Genomic DNA, 20889 nt, shown 5'->3' on the forward strand with positions numbered 1-20889 from the left:
CCGTGCTCAACGGCTTCACCGCGCTCGGCACGCCCATCACAGAGGTCGCAGGATAAATCTGTCCGGGGAAAGGGGAAGTCCGATCAGCAGCCGATTTGTGCAACAGAGCCCCCCGACGGCACCGATATCGGTGAAGTCGTCGGTGTTGCCGTCGATTCCGAGAATGTCGTCGAACGCGTGATCGCGGATATCGGCGGTTTCCTCGGGATGGGTCAGCACCGTATCGCGCTGAGCGGCGACGAGGTGTTTTTCTACCGCAATGAAAGCGGCACGCTGCGCGCCTATGTGAATGCCGACAAGGCCGCGCTGGAGGCGATGCCGGAATATGAAGAGCCCGGCACCACGCGGTAATCTGGCCCATTCCGGGCGGCATGATCGCCCGGGGAATAACCCCGGAATTTTACGCAAAGGAAATCGACAATGAATCTCGATATCATCGAAGGCAAATGGGACCAGCTGAAAGGATCGGTCAAGGAACGGTGGGGGAAACTCACCGATGACGACCTGACCCGCATTTCCGGCAAGCAGGACCAGCTGACGGGGAAATTGCAGGAAAGATACGGCTGGACCCGCGATCAGGCGGAAAAGGAAATCGACGAATTCCTGCGCCGCCGCAGCTGAGGCCGCCATCGCGGAAACGGAAGGGCCGGCGCAGCATGCGCCGGCCCGCGCGCATCACGTCAGCGGGCCGCGCACCAGCACTTGCAGATCGGCAACATTGGTGCCGGTGCCGCCGGTGATCAGCAGATCCCCCGCGGCGGCCAGCGCGATGCGGCTGTCGTGATCTGCGGCCAGCCCTGCGGGGTCGTGGCCTGCGGCGCGGATGCGGGGCAGGGTGCCCGCATCGACCAGTCCGCCCGCCGCATCCGTAGGTCCGTCGCGCCCGTCGGTGCCCGCCGACAGGAAGGCCCACCGCCCTGCACCCCCTGCCAGCGCCACGCGCAACGCCAGTTCCTGATTGCGCCCGCCCTCGCCCTGCCGGGACAGCCGCACGGTCGTCTCGCCCCCCCAAAGCCAGATCCCCGGCCCGGGCCCCGTGGCGGCGATCCGCGCCGCGGCATCCTGCACATCGCCCGTCAGCGTGGCGGTATGCACCGGCAGGCCATAGGCGGCCGCCGCCCGCGCCATCGCCGCCACCGACAGCGCGTTGGACCCGATGATGCGGTTTTCCGTCACGGGCGGGGCAGGGGGCGGGGGCGCGGTTTCCAGATGCGCCCGCACCGCCGGGGGTAACTGCGGCCAGAGCCCCCGTGCCGCCAGCGCCGCGCGCGCCGCCGCCGCATCGCCCACCGGCGCCGCCGTGGGGCCGGAGGCGACCAGCTGCGGGTCATCCCCCATCACATCCGACAGGATCAGCGCCACCACCTGCGCCGGGGCCGCCGCCCGCGCCAGCCCGCCGCCCTTGATCCGCGACAGCGCCTGACGGATCAGGTTCATTTCCGCAATATCGGCGCCAGAGGCAAGCAGCAGCCGGTTGACCGCGATCTTGTCCGCCAGCGACACCCCTGCCACCGGCGCGGGCAGCAGCGCCGACCCCCCGCCCGACACCAGCGCCAGCAACTGGTCGCCCTCGCCGAGCATCGCGGCAGCCGCCAGCACCCGTTGCGCCGCAGCCGCCCCGCGCGCATCGGGCAGCGGGTGGCCCGCGGCCAGCACCTCCGCCCCGGGCAGGGGGCGGGCATTGGCGTCATCCGTCACCACCAGCGCCTCGCAGGGGCCAAGGGTGGCCCGCGCAGCCGCCGCCATGGTCACACCGGCCTTGCCGATGGCCACGATCAGCCGCCGCCCCGCAGGCGCAGGCACATCCGCCAGCGCCGCCGTCACCGCCCCGCCGGGGTCCGCCGCCGCCAGCCCGGCGGCAAAGATCGCCCGCGCCGCGGTGCGTTCGGGGGTGGGGTGCGGGTCGGCCTGCACCCCGCGGCCCTCAGCCCGCCTCGGCCAGCCGCGCCAGCGCGGTGCGCAGCTTGGCGGCGTCGGTCTCGGCCCGGTCCAGCTGTTCGCGGGTTTCCTCGACCACATCCGCGGGCGCGCTGTCGACGAATTTCGGGTTCGACAGCCGACCCTTCAACCCGCCCAGGTCCTTTTCCAGCTTCGCCAGCGTCTTTTCCAGCCGCGCCTTTTCCGCCGCCACGTCGATCACGCCGGCCAGCGGCAGCGCGAAGGCCCCGCCCTCGACGGCGATGGTGACGGCGCCCTTGGGGGCCGCGCCTTCGGTCAGGTCGCCCAACCGGGCCAGCCGCTTGATGAGCGGTTCATTGCGCGCCCATGCCTCCCGGCCCCGGTCGTCCAGCGCCGTCAGAACGATCGGCAGATGCAGCCCCGCAGGCACCCCCATCTGCGCGCGGGCGGACCGCACTTCCTCGATCAGCGCGATGACCCACCGCATTTCGCGTTCGGCGTCCGGGTCCACCAGTTCGGTGCCGTAACCGGGCCAGTCGCCATGCACCAGCATCTTGGCCCGCGCCCCGGTCAGCGCCCACAGATCCTCGGTCACAAAGGGCATGATCGGATGCAGCAGGGTGAAACACTGGTCCAGCACCCAGCCCATGGTCGCGCGCGTTTCATCCGCCGTCGCGGGATCGGCCAGCAGGGGCTTGGCGAATTCGACATACCAGTCGCAGACCTTGCCCCAGACGAAGGCGTAAAGCGCATTCGCCGCATCGTTGAAGCGGAAGGCGGTGAGGGCCGCGTCCACCTCTTCGCGCACGCGCCCCGTTTCGCCGATGATCCAGCGGTTGACGGTCGCCTGCACGGCGGGATGCGCGGCGCGGGTGGCGTGGCCTTCCCAGACCCCGTTCATTTCGGCGAACCGGGTCGCGTTCCACAGTTTCGTGCCGAAGTTGCGATAGCCCGCGATCCGGTCCTTCGACAGCTTGAGGTCGCGCCCCATCGCCGCCATCGCCGTCAGGGTGAAGCGCACGGCATCCGCGCCGAATTCGTCGATCAGGTCCAGCGGGTCCAGCACGTTGCCGAGCGATTTCGACATCTTCTTGCCCTTCTCGTCGCGGACGAGGGCGTGGACATAGACGGTGTGGAACGGCACCTGATCCACCACCGCCAGCTGCATCATCATCATCCGGGCGACCCAGAAGAAGATGATGTCGAAACCCGTCACCAGAACGTCGGTCGGGAAATAGCGGCGCAGTTCCGGCGTATCCTCGGGCCAGCCGAGTGTGCCGAGCGGCCAGAGGCCCGAGGAAAACCACGTATCCAGCACATCCGGGTCGCGCCAGACGGGATAGACCAGATGCGTCGGATCCTGGTTGACGGCGTAATCCGCCAGCGCCGCGGCGAACATGTCGATGGCGGCCTGACGGTCCGCGACCTCGACCACGCGGGCGGCGTGCAGCGGCGCGGGCAGGCCGGCCAGATCGTCGTGGAAGGCATCCACCACCCCCGCGAAATCGGCGGCGCAATGGAACTTCTCGCCGGTATGGACCAGCCCGCCATCGGCCAGCAGGCGGGCCAGTTCCACCTCGTCCAGCGCGCCGTCGCCTTCATCGTCGGTGAAATCCGTCACCCAGAGGTCGAGCCCGTACCACACCGGGATCTGGTGGCCCCACCACAGCTGGCGGCTGATGCACCAGGGCTCGATGTTTTCCAGCCAGTGGAAATAGACCTTCTCGTGCTGTTCCGGCAGGATCTTCGTGCGGCCCTCGCGCACCGCGTCGATGGCGGGCTGCACGATCTTTTCGGCATCCACGAACCACTGGTCGGTCAGCATCGGCTCGATCACGACCTTGGACCGGTCGCCGAAGGGCTGCATGATCTTTTTCGCCTCGACCAGCGGCACCGGGGCGTCCGCGCCCTCGGCCCCCGGTTTCAGCGCGGCCTTGCCAAGGCGGGGGTCATCCGCGCGGGTCGTCACCGCCAGCCCCTCGGCCTCGATTTCCGCCACCACGCGCTTGCGCGCCTCGTAACGGTCGAGCCCGCGCAGATGGTCGGGGACGAGGTTCAGCGCGTCCACCTCAAGCTCGGACAACACCTGTTTGCCCCGCGCCACCGCCTGCGCCACCGCCGCGGCCTCTGCATAGGGCAGGCCGTCGGTGCGCATCCGCGCCCGCGTGTCCATCAGCCGGTAGCAGGGAATGCCGCCGCGTTTGGCCACGCCATAGTCGTTGAAGTCATGCGCCCCGGTGATCTTGACCGCGCCGGACCCGAAGGCCGGGTCGGGATATTCGTCGGTGATGATCGGGATCAGGCGGCGGTGTTCCTTGGGGCCCACCGGAATTTCGCACAGCAGGCCGACGATGGGTTTGTAGCGTTCGTCATCCGGGTGCACCGCCACCGCGCCGTCGCCCAGCATCGTTTCCGGCCGGGTGGTCGCGATCGAGATATAGTCGCGCGTCTCGCGCAGCGTCACGTTCCCGTCGGCATCCTTTTCGATGTATTCATAGGTCGCCCCGCCCGCCAGCGGGTATTTGAAATGCCACATGTGGCCGTCGACCTCGGTGCTTTCCACCTCGAGGTCGGAAATCGCGGTCTCGAACTGCGGATCCCAGTTCACCAGCCGCTTGCCGCGGTAGATATGTCCCTTGCGGTAAAGCTCGACAAAGACCCGGATCACGGCGTCGTGGAAATTGCCCTCTTCGCCCTTGGGCGCGCCGGGGGCGCCCGACATGGTGAAGGCCTCGCGCGACCAGTCGCAGGAGGCGCCGAGGCGTTCCAGCTGCCGGCGGATGTTGCCGCGCGACTTCCGCTTCTGATCCCAGACCAGCGCGGTGAACTCGGGCCGGGTGAAATCGCTGCGCCGCTTGCCGTCCCTGGCCAGTTCGCGTTCCACCACCATCTGCGTGGCGATCCCCGCATGGTCGGTGCCCGGCTGCCAGAGCGTGTCGAAGCCCCGCATCCGGTGCCAGCGCGTCAGGATGTCCTGAAGCGTGTTGTTGAAGGCATGCCCCATGTGCAGGCTGCCGGTGACGTTCGGCGGCGGGATCACGATGGAAAAGCTGTCGGCGCCCGGTTTCGCATTCCTGCCTGCGGCAAAGGCGTTCGCCCGTTCCCAGGCTTCGGCGATGCGGGCTTCGGCCCCGGCGGGGTTGAACGTCTTTTCCATGGGCATGGCACTGATCCTTGTGGCGTCGCGGTTATGTAGCGCGCCAGCGGCGCAAGGGGAAGGGAGAGGTGGGAACGCGGGCGGGCGTGGGGCGGTTTGCGGGACTTTACGGACGTTCAGCCCCTAGCCATATTGCCCGGCGGCCCCAGAAGGATCGAACGGGATGAAAGACGATCTCGCCATCCGGCTTGCAGAGGTATTCCCGACCGCAGGCGCAACCGCCTCCGGCACCGGACTGCTGTTCGCCGGGGATGACGGCCCGCAACACGACCTGACGCCATCGACCTGGCACCAGGTTGCCGAACAGATCAACGACGTTGTGGACTACAGCCTCATCAGTTCGATGATGCCGCCGGATTTCCGTTACTACCTGCCGGGGCTCATACTGGGGGTCGCCTGCCATGAGCGTGATGCGGGCAGTCCGACGGGGGCGACAATCCTTGCCGATCTCTACCGATATTCGAACCGCACCACTGGGATGCGCGGTTTATGGAGCGGTGGTGTCGGTTCACCGAAGATCAGTATGAGGTACTGGAGTCTGTACTTCCGCCTCTTCTGATCGAACACTTGGGCGCCTTCGACGGCGCAATCGCGGCAGAAACGCTTGCCTTGGCACGAATGCAGGCGGCGGAGATGGTATCGAAGGGAAGCTGAGGACCCGAACCCGTCCCCCCGGCGGCGCACCCCTCACACCGCCCGGTCGATCCGGGTGGACAGGTGGATGAGCGATTCCGACGACTTGACCCCGGTCATCGCCCCGATCCGGTCCAGCACGTCGTCGAGCTGCGTCGTCGTCGGCGCCGCGATCTGCACCAGCAGGTCGAACCGGCCCGAGGTCGAATGCGCCACCTCGACCTCCGGTATCGACTTCAGCCGGCTCAGGATATTTGCCTGCGCGCGCGGTTCCACCGTCAGCAGCACGCTCGCCCGGATCCGCCCGCCGCGCGCCGCCGCGCCCAGTTTCACCGTATATCCCGTGATCGCGCCAGAGGTTTCCAGCCGTTCCAGCCGCGCCTGGATGGTGGACCGCGCGACCTTCAGCCGCCGCGCCAGCGTCGCCACCGGCATGCGCGCATCCTCGCCCAGAAGCGCAATGATCGCCCGATCCGTGTCGTCCATTGCACACCTGTCAGTTTGACCGACCCTTTCGTCATTATAACGACAGTTCGCGGCATTTCTACACTTCCGCTCGGTGAAGTTGTCATCCATATGCGGCATCCTAATCACTACAGGAAAAGGGCGGCTCATACGCACCTGGCCTGGTTGGATGAAACGCGCGAGCGTCTCCCAACCCGTTCCGCCGGGGCAAGGACCTTGCGTTCTGTTGGCTGAATGAAAGGACCTGGCCGATGGGACTCTCGAAGACGATCTGGGCTCACCCTGCCGAATTCCTCGCGCATCAACAGCCTGAAAACCCGGTGCTTTTCTTCTCGCCCGGTGTGCTGCAGGCGGCCGCGCGCCGTTTCATCGACGGCTTTCCGGGGCTCGTCACCTATGCGGTGAAGTCGAACCCCGAGGAAGTGGTGATCGAGAATCTGGCCGCCGCGGGCGTGCACGGGTTCGACGTGGCCTCGCCGGCCGAGATCCGCATGATCCGCCGGCTCTGCCCCGAGGCGGCGCTGCACTACAACAACCCGGTGCGCGCGCGGTCCGAAATCGCCGTGGCGGTGGCGCATGGCGTCTGCTCCTACTCGGTCGATTCGCACAGCGAACTGTCGAAGCTGATCGACCTCGTGCCCGCCGCGGGGACCGAGATCACCGTGCGCTTCAAGCTGCCGGTGCAGGGCGCGGCCTACAACTTCGGCGCCAAGTTCGGGGCGACGGTGGAACTGGCCACCGAACTGCTGGCACGGGTGGCGGCGGCGGGCTTCGTCCCCTCGATCACCTTCCACCCCGGCACGCAATGCACCGACCCGGCGGCATGGGAGGCCTATATCCGCACCGCCGCGCAGATCGCGCGCGACGCGGGCGTGCGCATCGCGCGGCTGAACGTCGGCGGGGGCTTTCCCTCGCACCGGCTGTCCGATGTCGTGCCGCAGATCGAGGCGACCTTCGCCCTGATCGGCCGCGTGACGGCCGAGGCCTTCGGCGACGCGCGCCCGGCGCTGGTGTGCGAACCGGGCCGCGCGCTGGTGGCGGAATCCTTCAGCCTCGCCGCCCGCGTCAAGGCGGTGCGGGACGATGCGCATGTGTTCCTCAACGACGGCACCTACGGCAACCTCGACGAACTGCCGGTGATCGGCATCATCGACCGGGTGGAGGTGATCACCCCCGAGGGCGCCCGCCGCACCGGCGCGCCGCGGCCCCGCATCGTCTTCGGCCCCACCTGCGACAGCGTCGACCGCCTGCCGGGCGAACTGCCGCTGCCCGGCGACATCGCCGAGGACGACTATGTGCTGTTCCACGGCCTCGGCGCCTATTCGGTGGCGACCAACACGCGCTTCAACGGCTTCGGCGACGTGGCGATCGAGACCGTGCTGAGCCTGCACTGACCGCAGCCGGCCTGCGTATGATACCGACAGCGCCGGGGGCCAGCCCCCGGACCCCCGGGATATTTGACGACAGAAAGTGAAAAGGTCAGCCACTTGTCCGCGCCTTTCTTCACTTTCTGTCCCTAAATATCCCACGGGGGTGCGGGGGTGTGAAACCCCCGCCGCTGCCCTCTCCACCTGCGCAACCGCCGGAAAACCGGTCGAATGCGCCCCATCTCTGGACAAGCCCGCCCTGCGCACTAGTCTGGCCCCGCGATGCAGCGGGAGGCGACATGGGCTACGGCAAGGCGCAGGGCGGGCGGGTCGAGGATATCCGGCTTCTGACCGGGCGGGGGCGCTATGTCGACGACATCGCCCCGCCCGGCGCGCTGCATGTGCATTTCCTGCGGTCGCAGGTCGCCCATGCCGACATCCGCGCCCTCGACCTCACCGCCGCGCGCGCGGCGCCGGGGGTGCATCTGGTGCTGGCGGCCGGGGATCTGCTGGCCGCGGGGGTGGACCTCGACATGAAGGCCACCACCACCCGCAACCGCGACGGCAGCCGGGGCGCGGCGCCGCTGCGGCCCTTGCTGGCCACCGGGCGGGTGCGGTTCGTGGGCGAGGCGCTGGCGGTCGTCGTCGCCGATACGCCGGACGCCGCGCGCGACGCGGCCGAACTGATCGAGCCGGATCTGGCCGAGCGCCCCGTCCATCTGGCGCTCGCCCCGGGGGGCGAACCGCTGCATCCCGCCGCCGCGCCCGACAACTGCGCCTTCCGCTGGGAACTGGGCGATGCGGCCGCGGTCGATGCCGCCATCGCCGCCGCCGCCCATGTCGTGCGCCTGCGGGTCGAGGACAACCGCATCATCGCCAACGCGATGGAGCCCCGCGCCGCCTTTGCCGACTGGGAAGACGGGCGCATCCATCTGTGCGTGAACGGGCAGGGGGTCTGGAACATCCGCACCCGCGTGGCCGCGCATCTGGGGATGGATCCCGCCGACCTGCGCGTCACCACGCCCGACGTGGGCGGCGGCTTCGGCATGAAGGCCACGAACTATCCCGAATACCCCGTCCTCGCCCATATCGCGCGCCTTCTGCGCCGCCCCGTTCGCTGGATGGCGGATCGCACCGAATCGATGCTGTCCGACAACGGGGGCCGCGATCTGGTGTCCGAGGCGGTGCTGGCCTTCGACGCCGCCCGCCGCATCACCGCCTACCGGGTGGATATCGCCTGCAACCTCGGCGCCTACAATTCGCAGAACGGCCAGATCATCCAGGCCGACATTTCGTCCAAGGTGCTGACCGGGGTCTATGACATCCCCGCCGCCCATGCGGTCGCGCGCGGCTATTACACCAATACCACCCAGGTCGATGCCTATCGCGGCGCGGGGCGGCCCGAGGCGATCTATACCCTGGAACGCGCGATGGACGAGGCCGCGCGGCAGATGGGCACCGATCCCTTCGCGCTGCGCGAGGCGAATTTCATCCGTACCTTCCCCTATCGCACGCCCTCGGGCGAAACCTATGACGTGGGCGATTTTCCCCGCGTTCTGGCGCGGTTGCGGGCCGAAGCCGATGTGGCGGGCTTTCCCGCCCGGCGCGCGGCCTCTGCCGGGCGGGGGCGGCTGCGGGGCATGGGGCTGGCCTATTACGTCGAGGCGATCCTGGGCGATCCGACCGAGGGCGCGACGGTGGTGTTCAATGCCGATGGCACGGTGGACCTGCTGGTCGGCACGCAGTCGAACGGGCAGGGGCACGAGACCGTCTATGCCCGCTTCCTGTCGGAACAGACCGGCATTCCGATGGCGGCGATCCGCGTGGTGCAGGGCGACAGCGACCGGATCGCGAAAGGCGGCGGCACCGGGGGCTCGCGTTCGGTGACGACGCAGACCAATGCGACACTGGCCGCCGTCACGGCGATGGTCGCGGCCTTCACCCCTTTCCTCGCCGGCGAACTGGGGGCCGAACCCGCCTTTGCCGAGGGCGCTTTCCGCGCGCCCGGGTCGAACCGCACGCTGACGCTGCTCGAGGCGGCGGACCTCGCCCGCGCGCGCGGGCGCACCGACCTTCTGCGCCACGCGGCAGAGGCGAAGCTGGCCGGCCGGTCCTATCCCAACGGCGCGCATCTGGCAGAGGTCGAGGTGGACCCGGAAACCGGGCAGGTGGAACTGGTGGCCTATGCGGTGGCCGACGATCTGGGCAACCTTCTGGACCCGCAACTGGTGGCGGGGCAGATCCATGGCGGCATCGCGCAGGGGGCGGGGCAGGCGCTGTGCGAACATGTGGTGCATGACGCCCACGGCCAGTTGCTGACCGCGACCTTCATGGATTACGCCATGCCGCGCGCCGCCGATTTCCCGCGCTTCCGCCTCGCCTCGGTGCCGGTGCCGACGCGCACCAACCCGCTCGGCATGAAGGGTTGCGGCGAGGCGGGGACGGTGGGCGCGCTGCCGGCGGTGGCCAATGCGGTGCGCGACGCGCTGGCGCCCGCGGGCGTGGCGCGGGTCGACATGCCCTTCACGCCCGCGCGTGTCTGGGCCTGGCTGAAGGAGGCCGGCCACGATCCGTCTGCGTGACATCCTCGGCTGGTTCAGCCGGCCCCGGGTCGAGCTTGCCACGCCCGAGCCCCCGCCCTCGCGGGCGGGGACCGATCATGTCGTGATCCTCGACGGCACCATGTCCTCGCTGGAACCGGGGGAGGAGACGAACGCCGGCCTCACCTTCCGCCTGCTGTCGGAGGCGCGGGCGCGCGCGCATCTGTCGCTTTATTACGAACCGGGGCTGCAATGGCAGGGCTGGCGGCATGCGGGCGACGTGGCGCAGGGCCGGGGGCTCGACCGGCAGATCCGGCGCGCCTACGGCTTTCTCGCCTCGCGCTACCGGCCCGGCGACCGGATCTATCTTTTCGGCTATTCGCGCGGGGCCTATGCGGTGCGCTCGCTTGCCGGAATGATCGACCGGGTGGGGCTGCTGCGGCGCGATGCCGCGACGGAACGCAACGTGCGCCTGGCCTACCGCCACTACCAGACCGGCCCCGACACCCCCGCCGCCCGCGCCTTCGTCGAGGCCCATTGCCGGCCCGGGGTGGTGGTCCAGATGGTGGGGGTCTGGGATACGGTCAAGGCGCTCGGCCTGCGGCTGCCGGTGGTCTGGCGCTTCACCGAGGTCGCGCACCGCTTTCACAACCACCAGCTGGGGCCGACGATCCGCTTCGGCTTTCAGGCGCTGGCGCTGCACGAGACGCGGGTGGTGTTCGAACCCGTGCTGTGGCACTGCCCGCCGGAATGGGACGGCAGCGTGGAACAGGTCTGGTTCCGCGGCGCGCATGGCGACATCGGCGGGCAACTGGGCGGGTTCCGGGCGGCGCGGCCGCTGTCGAACATCCCGCTGGTCTGGATGCTGGAAAAGGCAGAGGCCTGCGGCCTGCCGCTGCCCACGGGCTGGCACGCGCGCTTTCCCTGCGATCCGCATGCGCCGATGGTCGGCACCTGGCGCGACTGGGGCAAGATCTTTCTGCTGCGCAAGCCCCGGGTGGTGGGGCGCGACCGTTCCGAACGCATCCACCCCACCGCCCTGCCGGTACCCCCCGCGGCCCCCACCCCCGCCCCGCCCGCGCCCCTCGCGCCGCGCTAGGGGCCCTCCGCCCGGCGGCAGTGCGGGGGGAAAGCGCAGGAGCCTCCGGCGGGGATATTTGGGGACAGAAAATGAGCTGGACAGGCTCTTCCCCGGCCCTGTTCATTTTCTGTCTGAAAATATCCCGGGGTCCGGGGCAGCGCCCCGGCGCCGACCGCCGGGCCGGGTGCGCCCGGGGCCTCAGCCCGGCAGGATGATGCAGGTCGTGCTGGCGCTGGCGTAAAGCCTGCCGTCCGCCACCCCGCGCAGTTCGGCGGTGGCGACGGCGGTGCTGCGCCCGGCATGGGCGACGGTGCCCGTTGCCTCCGCCTCTGTCCCCGGGGGCAGGGCGCGGGTCAGGTTCACCTTGTATTCCAGCGTCGTATAGCCCTGTCCGCGCGCCAGCACCGACATCACCGCGCAGCCCATCGCGCTGTCGAGGATCGCGCCGTACCAGCCGCCGTGCACCGTGCCCATCGGGTTGAGATGCGCGAAACCCGCGCGGCCCCGGAACAGCACGCGGCCCGGTTCCGCCGCGGTCATCGTGAAATCCATCGTGGCGCAGATGGGCGGCGCCGCGATCTCGCCCCGCAGCATCGCCTGCAACGCCTCGATCCCCGCCATCGCCGCCAGATCCGCGCGCCCCGCCATGTCCTCGGGCCGTTGTGCGATCCATGCCGTGCCGGTCATCCCTTGCCCTCCGTGCCGCCGCCATCCCAGCATGCACCGCCCGTGCGGCGTGTCGAGCCGTTCCCTTGCGGCATGCCGCCCGGCCCATCGGCCCTTGACATGCGCGCCACGCGGTCTATCAGGGCATCACTTCGGTTTTCGCCGTGCGGGCCTGTCCGGGCGGCGGATGAAAAGGGAACGCGGTGCAGCCCCATGGGCCCAATCCGCGGCTGCCCCCGCAACTGTAGGCGGCGAGCGACGGCCATATGTGCCACTGGGGGTTTCCCCGGGAAGGCCGGCCCGAGCAGCGACCCGCGAGCCAGGAGACCTGCCGAGGTGATCACCTTCCCGCCGTGCGAGGGGCGCGGGCGGAGGCGGATCAACCGCCCGTGGTGACGCAAGCACCGTCGGCGGAAGGCCAGCCCTTCCAAGGACATTCGACAGCGTTCGCCGCCGGGGCCCGCGCCCTGGCGCCCAGACGGCCATCGGAGGGCCCGGGACATGACCAGATTCGCATCCCTTACCGCACTTGCCACCATCTTTGTCGCCGGCGCCGCCCCCCTGCGGGCGGAACCCGAGACCACCGTGCTGGACGAGATCGTCCTGACCGCCAACCGCATCCCCACCGCGGCCGACCGCACCGGCGCCTCGGTCAGCGTGATCGACGACGAGGCGCTGGCCGAGGCCGGCAGCGCGCGGCTGGCCACCGTGCTCGACCGGTTGCCGGGCTTCAGCCTGCGCAGCCGGGGCCCGGCGGGCACGCAGATGGGCTTCACCCTGCGCGGGGCCACGCAGAACTATGTCGGCGTCTATGTCGACGGGATCGACGTGACCGACCCGTCGGGCACGCAGGTGGCGTTCGATTTCGGCGGCACGATGGCCACCGGCCTGTCCCGGGTCGAGGTGCTGCGCGGGTCGCAATCGGCGCTCTACGGCTCGCGCGCCATCGGCGGGGTGATCTCGATCACCACCGCGCGCGCGACCGAGGAGGGCACGCATCAGTCCCTCGCGGTCGAGGCCGGCAGTTTCGGCACCGCCTCGGCGATCTGGGGGCTGACCCACAAGTCCGACCGGGGCGAGGCGGCGCTCACGCTCGGCCGGTTCGTCTCGGACGGGTTTTCCGCCGCCGACGAGGCCGCGGGCAACACCGAGGCCGATGGCTTCCGCCAGAGCCGGGTGTCGTTCAACGGCGCGCTGAACCTCGAGGGCGGCGCGCGCATCGGCCTGTCGGCGTTCCTGGACCGCAGCACCGGCGCCTATGACGAGGGTTTTCCCCTGGGTGACGGCCTGCCGCCCTATGACGAGATCAACAAGACCCGTTCGGGCGGCCTGCGCGTATTCGCCGAATTCGACACCGGCCCGGTGGCGCATGAACTGTCGGCCAGCACCTACCGGATCGAGCGGCGGATCATGGACGGCAACGCCTGGGGCACCTCGGACACCACCTATACCGGCACGCGGCGCACGCTGGCCTGGCAGGGCGTGACCGATCTGGGGCAGGCGGCGACGCTGGCCTTCGGCGCCGACTGGAACCGCGAGGATTACGACGCGGCGGGCACCTATGGCGCACCCTCTGCCCGCACCACCACCACCGGCGTCTTTGCCGAAATCGACTGGGCCGTGGCGCCGACGCTCGACATCGCCACGACGCTGCGCCACGACGACCATTCCCTGTTCGGCGGTGCGACGACGGGGCGGATCGCGCTGGCCTGGCGGCCGACCGACCGGCTGACCATCCGCGCGCAGGCGGGCACGGGCTATCGCGCGCCTTCGAACTATGAACTCTACAGCGCCTATGGGTCGGTCGCGAACCAGCCCGAAACCAGCCGCACCCTCGACTTCGGCGTCGAATACCGCCCGGACGACCGCACCACCCTGCGCGCCACGGCCTTCCTGCTCGAGGTCGAGGATCTCATCGACTACGATTTCGCCAGCACCGCCTGTCCGGCCGCGGTCGCCTCCGGCTGGCCGGGCTGCTATGTCCAGGTGCCCGGCACCTCGCGCCGCAGCGGGGTGGAGCTTGAGGGCGCGTTCGATCTGTCCAACCGGCTGCGCCTGACGGCGAGCTATGCCTATATCGACAGCAAGACCAACGCCTCTTCGGCCTGGGCGCGGGTGCCGCAGCACGAACTGGGCCTGGGTCTGGATGCGGTGCTGACCGACCGGCTGACGGCGGGCGTGTCGCTGCAACATGCCGCCGGGCGGCGGGGGATGAAGGATTACACGCTGGTGGACGCCCGTCTGGGATATGCGATTTCCGACCGGGCAGAGGCCTATCTGCGGGTGGAAAACCTGTTCGACGAACAATATCAGCTGGTGAATGGCTATGGCACCTCGGACCGGGCGGTCTATGTCGGCCTCAGCGCGCGTTTCTAGGGCGCTCGCGCTGGCGCTTTGCCTGCTGGTCCCCGCAATTGCGGGGGCCGGAACGCCGCCCCTGCGGGTGGTGTCGATCAACCTGTGCACCGATCAGCTGGCCATGGCGCTGGCGGCGCCGGGGCAGCTGGTGTCGGTCTCCTACCTCTCTGCCGATCCGCGCATGTCGATGATGGCCGACCGCGCGGCGGCCTATCCGCTCAACCACGCCGGCGCCGAAGAGGTCTATCTGATGCGCCCCGATCTGGTGCTGGGCGGGATCTACACCAACCGCGGCTCGGTCGAGATCCTGCAGCGGCTCGGCGTGCCGGTGCTGCTGCTGCCGCCCGTGGACCGGCTGGAGGATGTGGCGGCGCAGATGCGCACCGTCGGCGCGGCCCTGGGCCGCACGGCAGAGGCAGAGGCGCAGGTGGCCGCGTTCGAGGCAGCCCTCGCCGCGCTGCGGGTGGATCTGCCCCCGGTGACGGCGGCGCAATACCACCCTAACGGCTATACCACCGGCACCGGCACGCTGGCGGACGAGATCATGCGCCATACCGGCTATGCCAATATCGCCGCGCGGGCGGGGGTGGCGGGGGGCGGCGTGCTGGCCCTGGAACGGTTGGTGATGGAGGATCCGCAGGTGATCGTGACCGCCCGCCCCTGGCCCGGCGCCTCGCGGTCCGAGGAACTGCTGGTCCATCCCGCGCTGGCCGCGCTGCGCGCGCGGGCGGCGCAGGTGCCGCTGGCCGATGCGGGTTGGTCCTGCGGCACGCCCGCGATGCTGGCGGCCGTGGCCGGCATGGCTGCCGCGCGCCGCGCGATGGAGGGGCGATGACCCTGCGCCTTGCCCCGCCGCTTGGCCTGCTGGTCGCGGTGTTGTTCGCGGCCTCGCTGCTGACCGGCCCGGCGGGGCTGTCGCTGGCCGACAGCCTCGGCGCGCTGCTGGCGGGGCGGGGCGAGGCGGCGGTGCTGGTGATGCGCGAAATCCGCCTGCCGCGGGCGGTTCTGGGGCTGCTGGTAGGGGCGGGGCTCGGGCTCGCCGGGGCGGCGATGCAGGGGTTCCTGCGCAACCCGCTGGCCGAACCGGGGCTGATCGGCGTGTCGCCGGCGGCGAGCCTCGGGGCGGTGATCTCGCTCCAGACCGGGGCGGCGGCTGCCTTTGCGCTGGCGCTGCCGCTGGCGGCGCTGACGGGGGCGGGGGTGGCGGTGGCGCTGGCGCTGATGCTGGCGGGGCCGCGGGGGGGCTCGTTCACGCTGATCCTTGCGGGGATCGCGATTTCGGCGCTGGCGGGGGCGCTGACCTCGCTGGTGCTGAACCTGTCGCCCAATCCTTACGCGGCGGCGGAAATCGTGTTCTGGATGATGGGCTCGCTGGCCGACCGTTCGATGGATCATGTGGCGCTTGCCGCGCCCTTCCTGATCGGGGGGGCGGCCTTGCTGCTGACCACCGGGCGGGCGCTGGATGCGCTGACCCTGGGCGAGGATGCGGCGCAGTCGATGGGCGTGTCGCTGGTGTCGCTGCGGTTGCGTCTGCTGGTCGGCACCGCCGCCGTGGTGGGCGCGGCGACGGCGGTGGCGGGCGCGGTGGGCTTCGTCGGCCTTGTCGTGCCGCATCTTCTGCGCCCAGCGGTGGGGGCGCGGCCGGGGCGGCTGATGATCGCCTCGGCGCTTGGCGGGGCGGCGATGCTGCTGGCGGCGGACCTCGCCACAAGGCTGATCGCGCCGGAACGCGACCTGAAGCTCGGCGTGTTGACGGCGATCGTGGGCGCGCCTTTCTTCCTGCGGCTGATCTGGCAGATGCGGGGGCGGGAATGAGGCTGGAGTTGCAAGACCTCACCGTCCTGCGCGGCCCATGCCCGGTGGTCGAGGGCGTGACGCTGACCCTCGGCCCTGGCGAATTCGTGGGGCTGATCGGCCCCAACGGCGCGGGCAAGACGACGCTGATGCGCGCGGCGCTCGGCCTTCTGCCGCATCGCGGGCATGCGTCGCTGGCGGCGCTGCCTGCGCCCGCCCGCGCCCGCGCCTGCGCCTTCCTGCCGCAATCGCGCGAAGTGGCCTGGGCGATCAGCGTCGAGGCGCTGGTGGCCCTGGGCCGCGCCCCGCACCGCAGCGCCGCGGCGGACGACCGCGCGGCGGTGGACCGGGCGCTGGCGCGCATGGGGCTCGACGCCTACCGCAATCGCGCCGCCAATGCGCTGTCGGGGGGCGAGCTTGCCCGCGTGCTGATGGCCCGCGCGCTGGCGCAGGAGACGCCGCTGATCCTCGCCGACGAACCCGCCGCCGGGCTCGACCCCGAAAACCAGATCCGCGCGATGGAGGTCTTTGCGGCGCTGGCGGCAGAGGGGCGGGGGGTCATGGCCTCGGTCCATGACCTCGGGCTTGCGGCGCGGCATTGCACGCGGCTGGTGATGCTGTCGCGGGGCAGGGTGGCGGCGGACGGCCCGCCCGCCGCGGTGCTGACGCCCGACAGGCTGGCCGAGGTGTTCAACATCCGCGCCTTCCACACCGACACACCGGACGGCCCGGTGTTCCAGCCGCTGGCGGTGGTGCGCTGATCACCAGTGCCCGGTATTGGGCATGCTGACCCAGGGTTCGGCCGGCGTCAGCGCCGCGCCCCGCTGCAACAGTTCCACCGACACGTTGTCGGGGCTGCGCACGAAGGCCATGCGCCCGTCGCGCGGCGGGCGGTTGATGGTCACGCCGTTGTCCATCAGATGGCGGCAGGTGGCGTGGATGTCGTCGACCTCATAGGCCAGATGGCCGAAATGCCGGCTGTCCGAGGGCAGGCCGGGATCGCCGTCCCAGTTCCAGGTCAGCTCCACCGGGCAGTCCTCCTGCCCCGGGGGCGCCATGAACACCAGCGTGAAGCGGCCCTGTTCGCTGTCCATCCGGCGGGTCTCTTGCAGGCCCAGAAGCGCGTAGAAGGCCATGGATTTCTCGAGGTCCAGCACGCGGACCATGGTGTGCAGATAGCGGATCGTCATCGGGTGTCCTCCTGTTGCGGGCAGGATAGGCGCGCGCGCCGCCCTTGGCCAGCGCCGGGGGCTCTGCCCCCGGACCCCCGGGCGGCCCTTCGCCAACCGGTGGTGCGGGGGAAAAGGGCGGTGGCCTCCGGCGGGGATATTTAAGGACAGAAAATGAAGAGGGTCAGTGTCTTACCAGACACTCTTCATTTTCTGTCTGAAAATATCCCGGGGGTCCGGGGGCTGGCCCCCGGCGCCGTCCTGTCCACCCGTGCCGTCGGCTGGGTACAGCGCCCCGTCAGAACACCGACCGGATCCCGAACGCCACCCCCAGGCTCTGCCCGTCGTGCAGCGCCACGGGCGAGCGCATGCGCTGTGCCCGCAGGTCGAGCGTGGGGGCGAAGCCCATGTAGTCGAGCCGCTCGAAGGTCAGCGACAGCCCCGCCTCCAGCCGCCGGTCGTCGCGGCCGAGGGGGGCGAGCAGGGTGGGGCCGAAGCGGCGCGTCTCCGCCGACAGGCTCGCCGCCACCCGCACGCCCATGACCGGCGCCGCGCGGCGCCATTCCAGCCCCACGGCCACCGCATCATGCGCGATGTCGCGCGAAAGGGCCCGTGTGTCCCGCACGCCTGCCGACAGGCGCAGCGCGTCGCCGTTCGCCAGCCGCCGGACCAGCCCCAGATCGAGGCTCAGCACATCGGTGTCGCGGCCGGGCGTGTCACGGCGCCACTGGCGCTGCCCGCCGAGAACGGCCTCGACGCTCAGCCCGCGGGTCAGGACCCGTTCCAGCCCCAGATCGAGCCGCAGGTAATCCGACAGCGCCCGCCCGCCATAGCGGTTGTGCCCCATCGCGGCGTCGAGGCTGAACACCGCCGGCGCATCCCCGAGGCGGCGGCGGTGCGAGATGCCGGTTTCCAGCACCGCATAGGCATAGTCGCGCCCGCGCGCGGCGGGGGCCTGGGCGCGGGCCTTGTCGGACAGGCGCACCAGCCGCTGCGCCGCGGCCAGCCGCAGATGCGTTTCCGCCCGCCCGTCCTGCGCCAGCCGCCAGCGGGCCGAAAGACCCAGGCCCGCCTCCAGCCCCGACAGCGCCTGCGCATCGCCCGACAGCGCGAAGGGCAGGCCGAAGATTTCCACCGTGTCGTGGCGGCTGCCGTTGTTGACGTTGGACGAAGGGGTGAGCGACAGGCTGAACTGCAACGACAGCGGATTGCGCGTGCGCACATAGCGGAAGTCGCGTTCGGCCACCGCCCGGGCGCGGGCGTCGGGCGCGGTCTGGGCCGCGCGGCGCAGCCAGACCTGTGCCGCCATCCGCCGCCCGTCGGAGGCCAGCGCCTGCGCCATCGCCATCGCCGCGCCATAGCGCAGCTGCGCGCGCGCCGGCCCTTCGCCGCCGTCATCCGCCGCCGCCCAGGCCCGGCGGGCCAGCGCCTCTGCCCGCCGGTAATCGCCCATGTCCCGCGCCGCCCGTGCGGCAAGGATCAGCGCCACCGGATCGCGCGGATCGCGCGTCAGCAGCACCTGCGCATAATCCATCGCCCGCGGCGCATCCCCCGCCGCCAGCGTGACGAAGCCGAGATCGCGCATCGCCTGCGCGTCGAGCCGCAGGGGTTCCGCCCCCGCCGGGGCCGCCAGCAGCAGGGCCGCCAGCGCGAGGATCCGGGGCAGGCGCACGGCCGGCCTCAGGGCGCCGGCGGCAGGGGCCGGTAGAGGATGAAGCCCCCGGTTTCGCGCGCGGTCACGCCATCGCGCCGCGGATCGTCCCCGGTGACGACGATCACGCCCACGACCTCTTGCGCGTCGTCGCCCGAGAGGATGGCGTAGTAATTGCCGGTCTCGAAAGTCTCCACCCCGTCCGTCGTCATGATGCTGCTGTCGAGCGTGCCGCGGATCTCGCCGTTCGCGTTCATCACCCCGGGACCGACCGCAAAGGCCAGGATCGGCAGCTCCGTTTGGATCCTGCCGGACTCCGCCGTCATCGCGTTGAGCACCTGTTGCGTGATGTCGTTGCCGTCGATGTCGCGGATCGTGCGGTTGCGCACGAACCCCTGCACCGCCGCGCCGCTTTCGTCGCCGCTGAACCCGCGGAAGTCGATCGCCATGTCCATGTCGCCGGTGGTGTATTCGAGGCCCGAGCGGCCGTCGAAATCGCGGATGCCCGCGTATTGGCCGGAATAGGCCGCCTGCCCCGAGGCCGGCAGCACCACGCCGCCGTTGCGCTTGTAGACAAAGCCGCCGAAGCCGTAGCCGCGATAGGCGCCGGTGCGGACGATGGCGAATTCGGTATCGCCGCTGTCGGAGGCGCCCAGAAGCGCGCGGTGCATGAACTGGTCGATGGGCTGACCGGTCACGCTGTCGGCATAGGCCATGCTGCTTTCGTAGACGCGATAGGGGCCGAGGACGCCCTTGAGCGCCTCGCTTTCCGTATAGGCGTTGTTGCCGTCAAAGCCCAGGTTGGCGACGGTGAAGGTGTTGGTGGCCGCATCATAGCTCATGCCGGCGGCATGGCCGCTGCCCCTGCCGTCCTGCGGCTCGTACCGCTCTATCGCGTCGCGGGCGGTGGGTTCCGGCGGGTCGGTCGGGTCGGTCGGATCGCCGCCGCCATTGCCGATCGGATTGCCGCTGCACGCGGCCAACACCGCAACCGCCAACAGCGGCACAATGGTCCTGAACATGATGTGACTGCCCGTTCTGATTTTTCGCAAGCGTGACGCAGGGGGGTGCGCCTGTCAATCGCGGCCTGCGGCGAGGCGAAGCGGCGGGCCTGCGCGTGGCGCAAAAACATCGCTTCAACCCGCGGGCGGGGGCGCTATAACCCTTGCAGACCCAGCATCAAGGAGGCCCCGATGCCGCTTTCGCCCGAACACCGTGCCGAGATCGAGGCCGCCCGCGCCACCCCCCGCCAGACGCTGCGCGCGGTCAGCGAGGGGATGGAGGCGCATCTCTACCGCGCGCATGAGGTGCTGGACCACGGCTTCGTGCGGGTGATCGACTATATGGGCGACGACGCCGCCATCGTGCAGGCGGCGCGGGTCAGCTATGGCGCGGGGACGAAACATGTGTCGAACGACGAGGGGCTGATCCGCTATCTGATGCGGCACTGGCATTCGACCCCGTTCGAGATGTGCGAGGTCAAGCTGCATGTGAAGCTGCCGGTGTTCGTGGCGCGGCAGTGGATCCGCCACCGGACCGCCAATGTGAACGAATATTCCGCGCGCTATTCGATCCTGGACCGCGAGTTCTACATCCCCGAGCCGGCGCAGCTGGCGGCGCAGTCCAAGGTCAACAACCAGGGCCGCGGCGCGGTGCTGGAAGGGGCGGAGGCCGCGCGCGTGCTGGCGATGCTGAAATCGGACGCGGCGCAGATGTACGACCATTACGAAGAGATGCTGAGCCAGGAGGACCAGCAGGGCCTGGCGCGGGAACTGGCGCGGATGAACCTGCCGATGAACATCTATACGCAATGGTACTGGAAGACCGACCTGCACAACCTGTTCCATTTCCTGCGCCTGCGCGCCGATGCCCATGCGCAATACGAGATCCGCGTCTATGCCGAGGCGATCGCGAGGGTGGTGGCCGACTGGGTGCCGCTGGCCCATGCGGCGTTCGAGGATTACCGCATGGGCGGCACCGCGCTGTCGGCCAAGGGAGTGGCGGTGCTGAAACGGCGGCTTGCCGGCGAGGCGGTGGGATATGAGCAAAGCGGCATGAGCAAGGGCGAGTGGCGCGAGTTCGAGGCGGTCTGGGGGGCGTAGGCCGGGG

Annotated in this window: 17 protein-coding genes, 1 pseudogene and 1 riboswitch; of the genes and pseudogenes, 11 read left to right on the forward strand and 7 right to left on the reverse strand. The window is 70.2% G+C overall.

From position 1 onward, the window contains the following. Together RGD00_RS18120 and RGD00_RS18125 are read left to right on the forward strand one after the other, a co-directional pair. Positions 1 to 351: pseudogene (locus RGD00_RS18120) on the forward strand (hypothetical protein); the annotation flags it as partial. Between the two features lie 69 nt (positions 352 to 420). Then, a complete protein-coding gene (locus RGD00_RS18125) occupies positions 421 to 621 on the forward strand; it encodes a CsbD family protein (RefSeq protein ID WP_310458687.1) in 201 nt (66 codons plus the stop codon). Positions 622 to 675: 54 nt separating this feature from the next. Here the strand turns inward: RGD00_RS18125 and RGD00_RS18130 are convergent, their stop codons facing one another. Beyond that, positions 676 to 1914 (reverse strand): glycerate kinase type-2 family protein, encoded by a 1239-nt coding sequence (locus RGD00_RS18130; RefSeq protein WP_310458688.1) that lies wholly within the window; start codon positions 1912 to 1914, stop codon positions 676 to 678. 10 nt (positions 1915 to 1924) lie between these two features. Then, positions 1925 to 5062, reverse strand: a complete 3138-nt coding sequence (locus RGD00_RS18135) for a valine--tRNA ligase (protein ID WP_310458689.1) — start codon at positions 5060 to 5062, stop codon at positions 1925 to 1927. A 157-nt stretch (positions 5063 to 5219) separates the two neighbouring features. Here RGD00_RS18135 and RGD00_RS18140 point away from each other — a divergent pair, with 157 nt between their 5' ends. Continuing rightward, entirely contained in the window at positions 5220 to 5615 is a 396-nt protein-coding gene (locus RGD00_RS18140) for a hypothetical protein (RefSeq protein WP_310458690.1), read from the forward strand. Between the two features lie 128 nt (positions 5616 to 5743). Here RGD00_RS18140 and RGD00_RS18145 read toward each other — a convergent pair whose 3' ends face one another. Next, positions 5744 to 6175 carry an Lrp/AsnC family transcriptional regulator gene (locus RGD00_RS18145; protein ID WP_310458691.1) on the reverse strand — a complete coding sequence of 144 codons (432 nt, stop codon included), beginning with the start codon at positions 6173 to 6175 and terminating at the stop codon, positions 5744 to 5746. A gap of 230 nt (positions 6176 to 6405) precedes the next feature. Between RGD00_RS18145 and RGD00_RS18150 the strand changes: the two genes are divergently transcribed. The 3 genes from RGD00_RS18150 (at position 6406) to RGD00_RS18160 (ending at position 11160) form a co-directional block, all read left to right on the forward strand. Continuing rightward, the gene (locus RGD00_RS18150; RefSeq protein ID WP_310458692.1) at positions 6406 to 7548 is read left to right on the forward strand and encodes a type III PLP-dependent enzyme; all 1143 of its coding nucleotides are present in this window, start codon (positions 6406 to 6408) and stop codon (positions 7546 to 7548) included. A gap of 272 nt (positions 7549 to 7820) precedes the next feature. Beyond that, positions 7821 to 10103, forward strand: coding sequence for a xanthine dehydrogenase family protein molybdopterin-binding subunit (locus RGD00_RS18155; protein ID WP_310458693.1), 2283 nt, complete (start codon positions 7821 to 7823; stop codon positions 10101 to 10103). Next, complete coding sequence (locus RGD00_RS18160; RefSeq protein ID WP_310458731.1) at positions 10090 to 11160, forward strand: DUF2235 domain-containing protein; 1071 nt, start codon at positions 10090 to 10092, stop codon at positions 11158 to 11160. Before RGD00_RS18155 ends, RGD00_RS18160 begins: the two co-directional genes overlap by 14 nt. 180 nt (positions 11161 to 11340) lie before the next feature. Here the strand turns inward: RGD00_RS18160 and RGD00_RS18165 are convergent, their stop codons facing one another. Beyond that, a complete protein-coding gene (locus RGD00_RS18165) occupies positions 11341 to 11829 on the reverse strand; it encodes a PaaI family thioesterase (RefSeq protein ID WP_310458694.1) in 489 nt (162 codons plus the stop codon). Positions 11830 to 11944: 115 nt separating this feature from the next. Then, positions 11945 to 12158: riboswitch (cobalamin riboswitch) on the forward strand. Between the two features lie 151 nt (positions 12159 to 12309). On the opposite strand from RGD00_RS18165, the gene RGD00_RS18170 reads away from it, so the two are divergent. The 4 genes from RGD00_RS18170 (at position 12310) to RGD00_RS18185 (ending at position 16721) form a co-directional block, all read left to right on the forward strand. Continuing rightward, positions 12310 to 14184 carry a TonB-dependent receptor plug domain-containing protein gene (locus tag RGD00_RS18170; protein WP_310458695.1) on the forward strand — a complete coding sequence of 625 codons (1875 nt, stop codon included), beginning with the start codon at positions 12310 to 12312 and terminating at the stop codon, positions 14182 to 14184. Positions 14185 to 14254: 70 nt separating this feature from the next. After that, entirely contained in the window at positions 14255 to 15001 is a 747-nt protein-coding gene (locus RGD00_RS18175; RefSeq protein WP_310458696.1) for an ABC transporter substrate-binding protein, read from the forward strand. Next, positions 14998 to 15981, forward strand: coding sequence for a FecCD family ABC transporter permease (locus RGD00_RS18180; RefSeq protein WP_310458697.1), 984 nt, complete (start codon positions 14998 to 15000; stop codon positions 15979 to 15981). Before RGD00_RS18175 ends, RGD00_RS18180 begins: the two co-directional genes overlap by 4 nt. Then, positions 15978 to 16721 (forward strand): ABC transporter ATP-binding protein, encoded by a 744-nt coding sequence (locus RGD00_RS18185; protein WP_310458698.1) that lies wholly within the window; start codon positions 15978 to 15980, stop codon positions 16719 to 16721. Before RGD00_RS18180 ends, RGD00_RS18185 begins: the two co-directional genes overlap by 4 nt. Here the strand turns inward: RGD00_RS18185 and RGD00_RS18190 are convergent, their stop codons facing one another. From RGD00_RS18190 to RGD00_RS18200, 3 genes are all read right to left on the reverse strand, one after another. Further along, on the reverse strand, positions 16722 to 17150 hold the full coding sequence (locus tag RGD00_RS18190; protein WP_310458699.1) for a VOC family protein: 429 nt from the start codon (positions 17148 to 17150) through the stop codon (positions 16722 to 16724). Between the two features lie 277 nt (positions 17151 to 17427). After that, positions 17428 to 18801 carry a hypothetical protein gene (locus tag RGD00_RS18195; protein WP_310458700.1) on the reverse strand — a complete coding sequence of 458 codons (1374 nt, stop codon included), beginning with the start codon at positions 18799 to 18801 and terminating at the stop codon, positions 17428 to 17430. A gap of 8 nt (positions 18802 to 18809) precedes the next feature. After that, positions 18810 to 19802, reverse strand: coding sequence for a hypothetical protein (locus RGD00_RS18200; RefSeq protein ID WP_310458701.1), 993 nt, complete (start codon positions 19800 to 19802; stop codon positions 18810 to 18812). 171 nt (positions 19803 to 19973) lie between these two features. Here RGD00_RS18200 and thyX point away from each other — a divergent pair, with 171 nt between their 5' ends. After that, positions 19974 to 20882 (forward strand): FAD-dependent thymidylate synthase, encoded by a 909-nt coding sequence (thyX, locus tag RGD00_RS18205; RefSeq protein ID WP_310458702.1) that lies wholly within the window; start codon positions 19974 to 19976, stop codon positions 20880 to 20882. Positions 20883 to 20889 lie beyond the last annotated feature (7 nt).

It is taken from the genome of Ruixingdingia sedimenti (assembly GCF_031432425.1).
GTDB lineage: Bacteria > Pseudomonadota > Alphaproteobacteria > Rhodobacterales > Rhodobacteraceae > Ruixingdingia > Ruixingdingia sedimenti.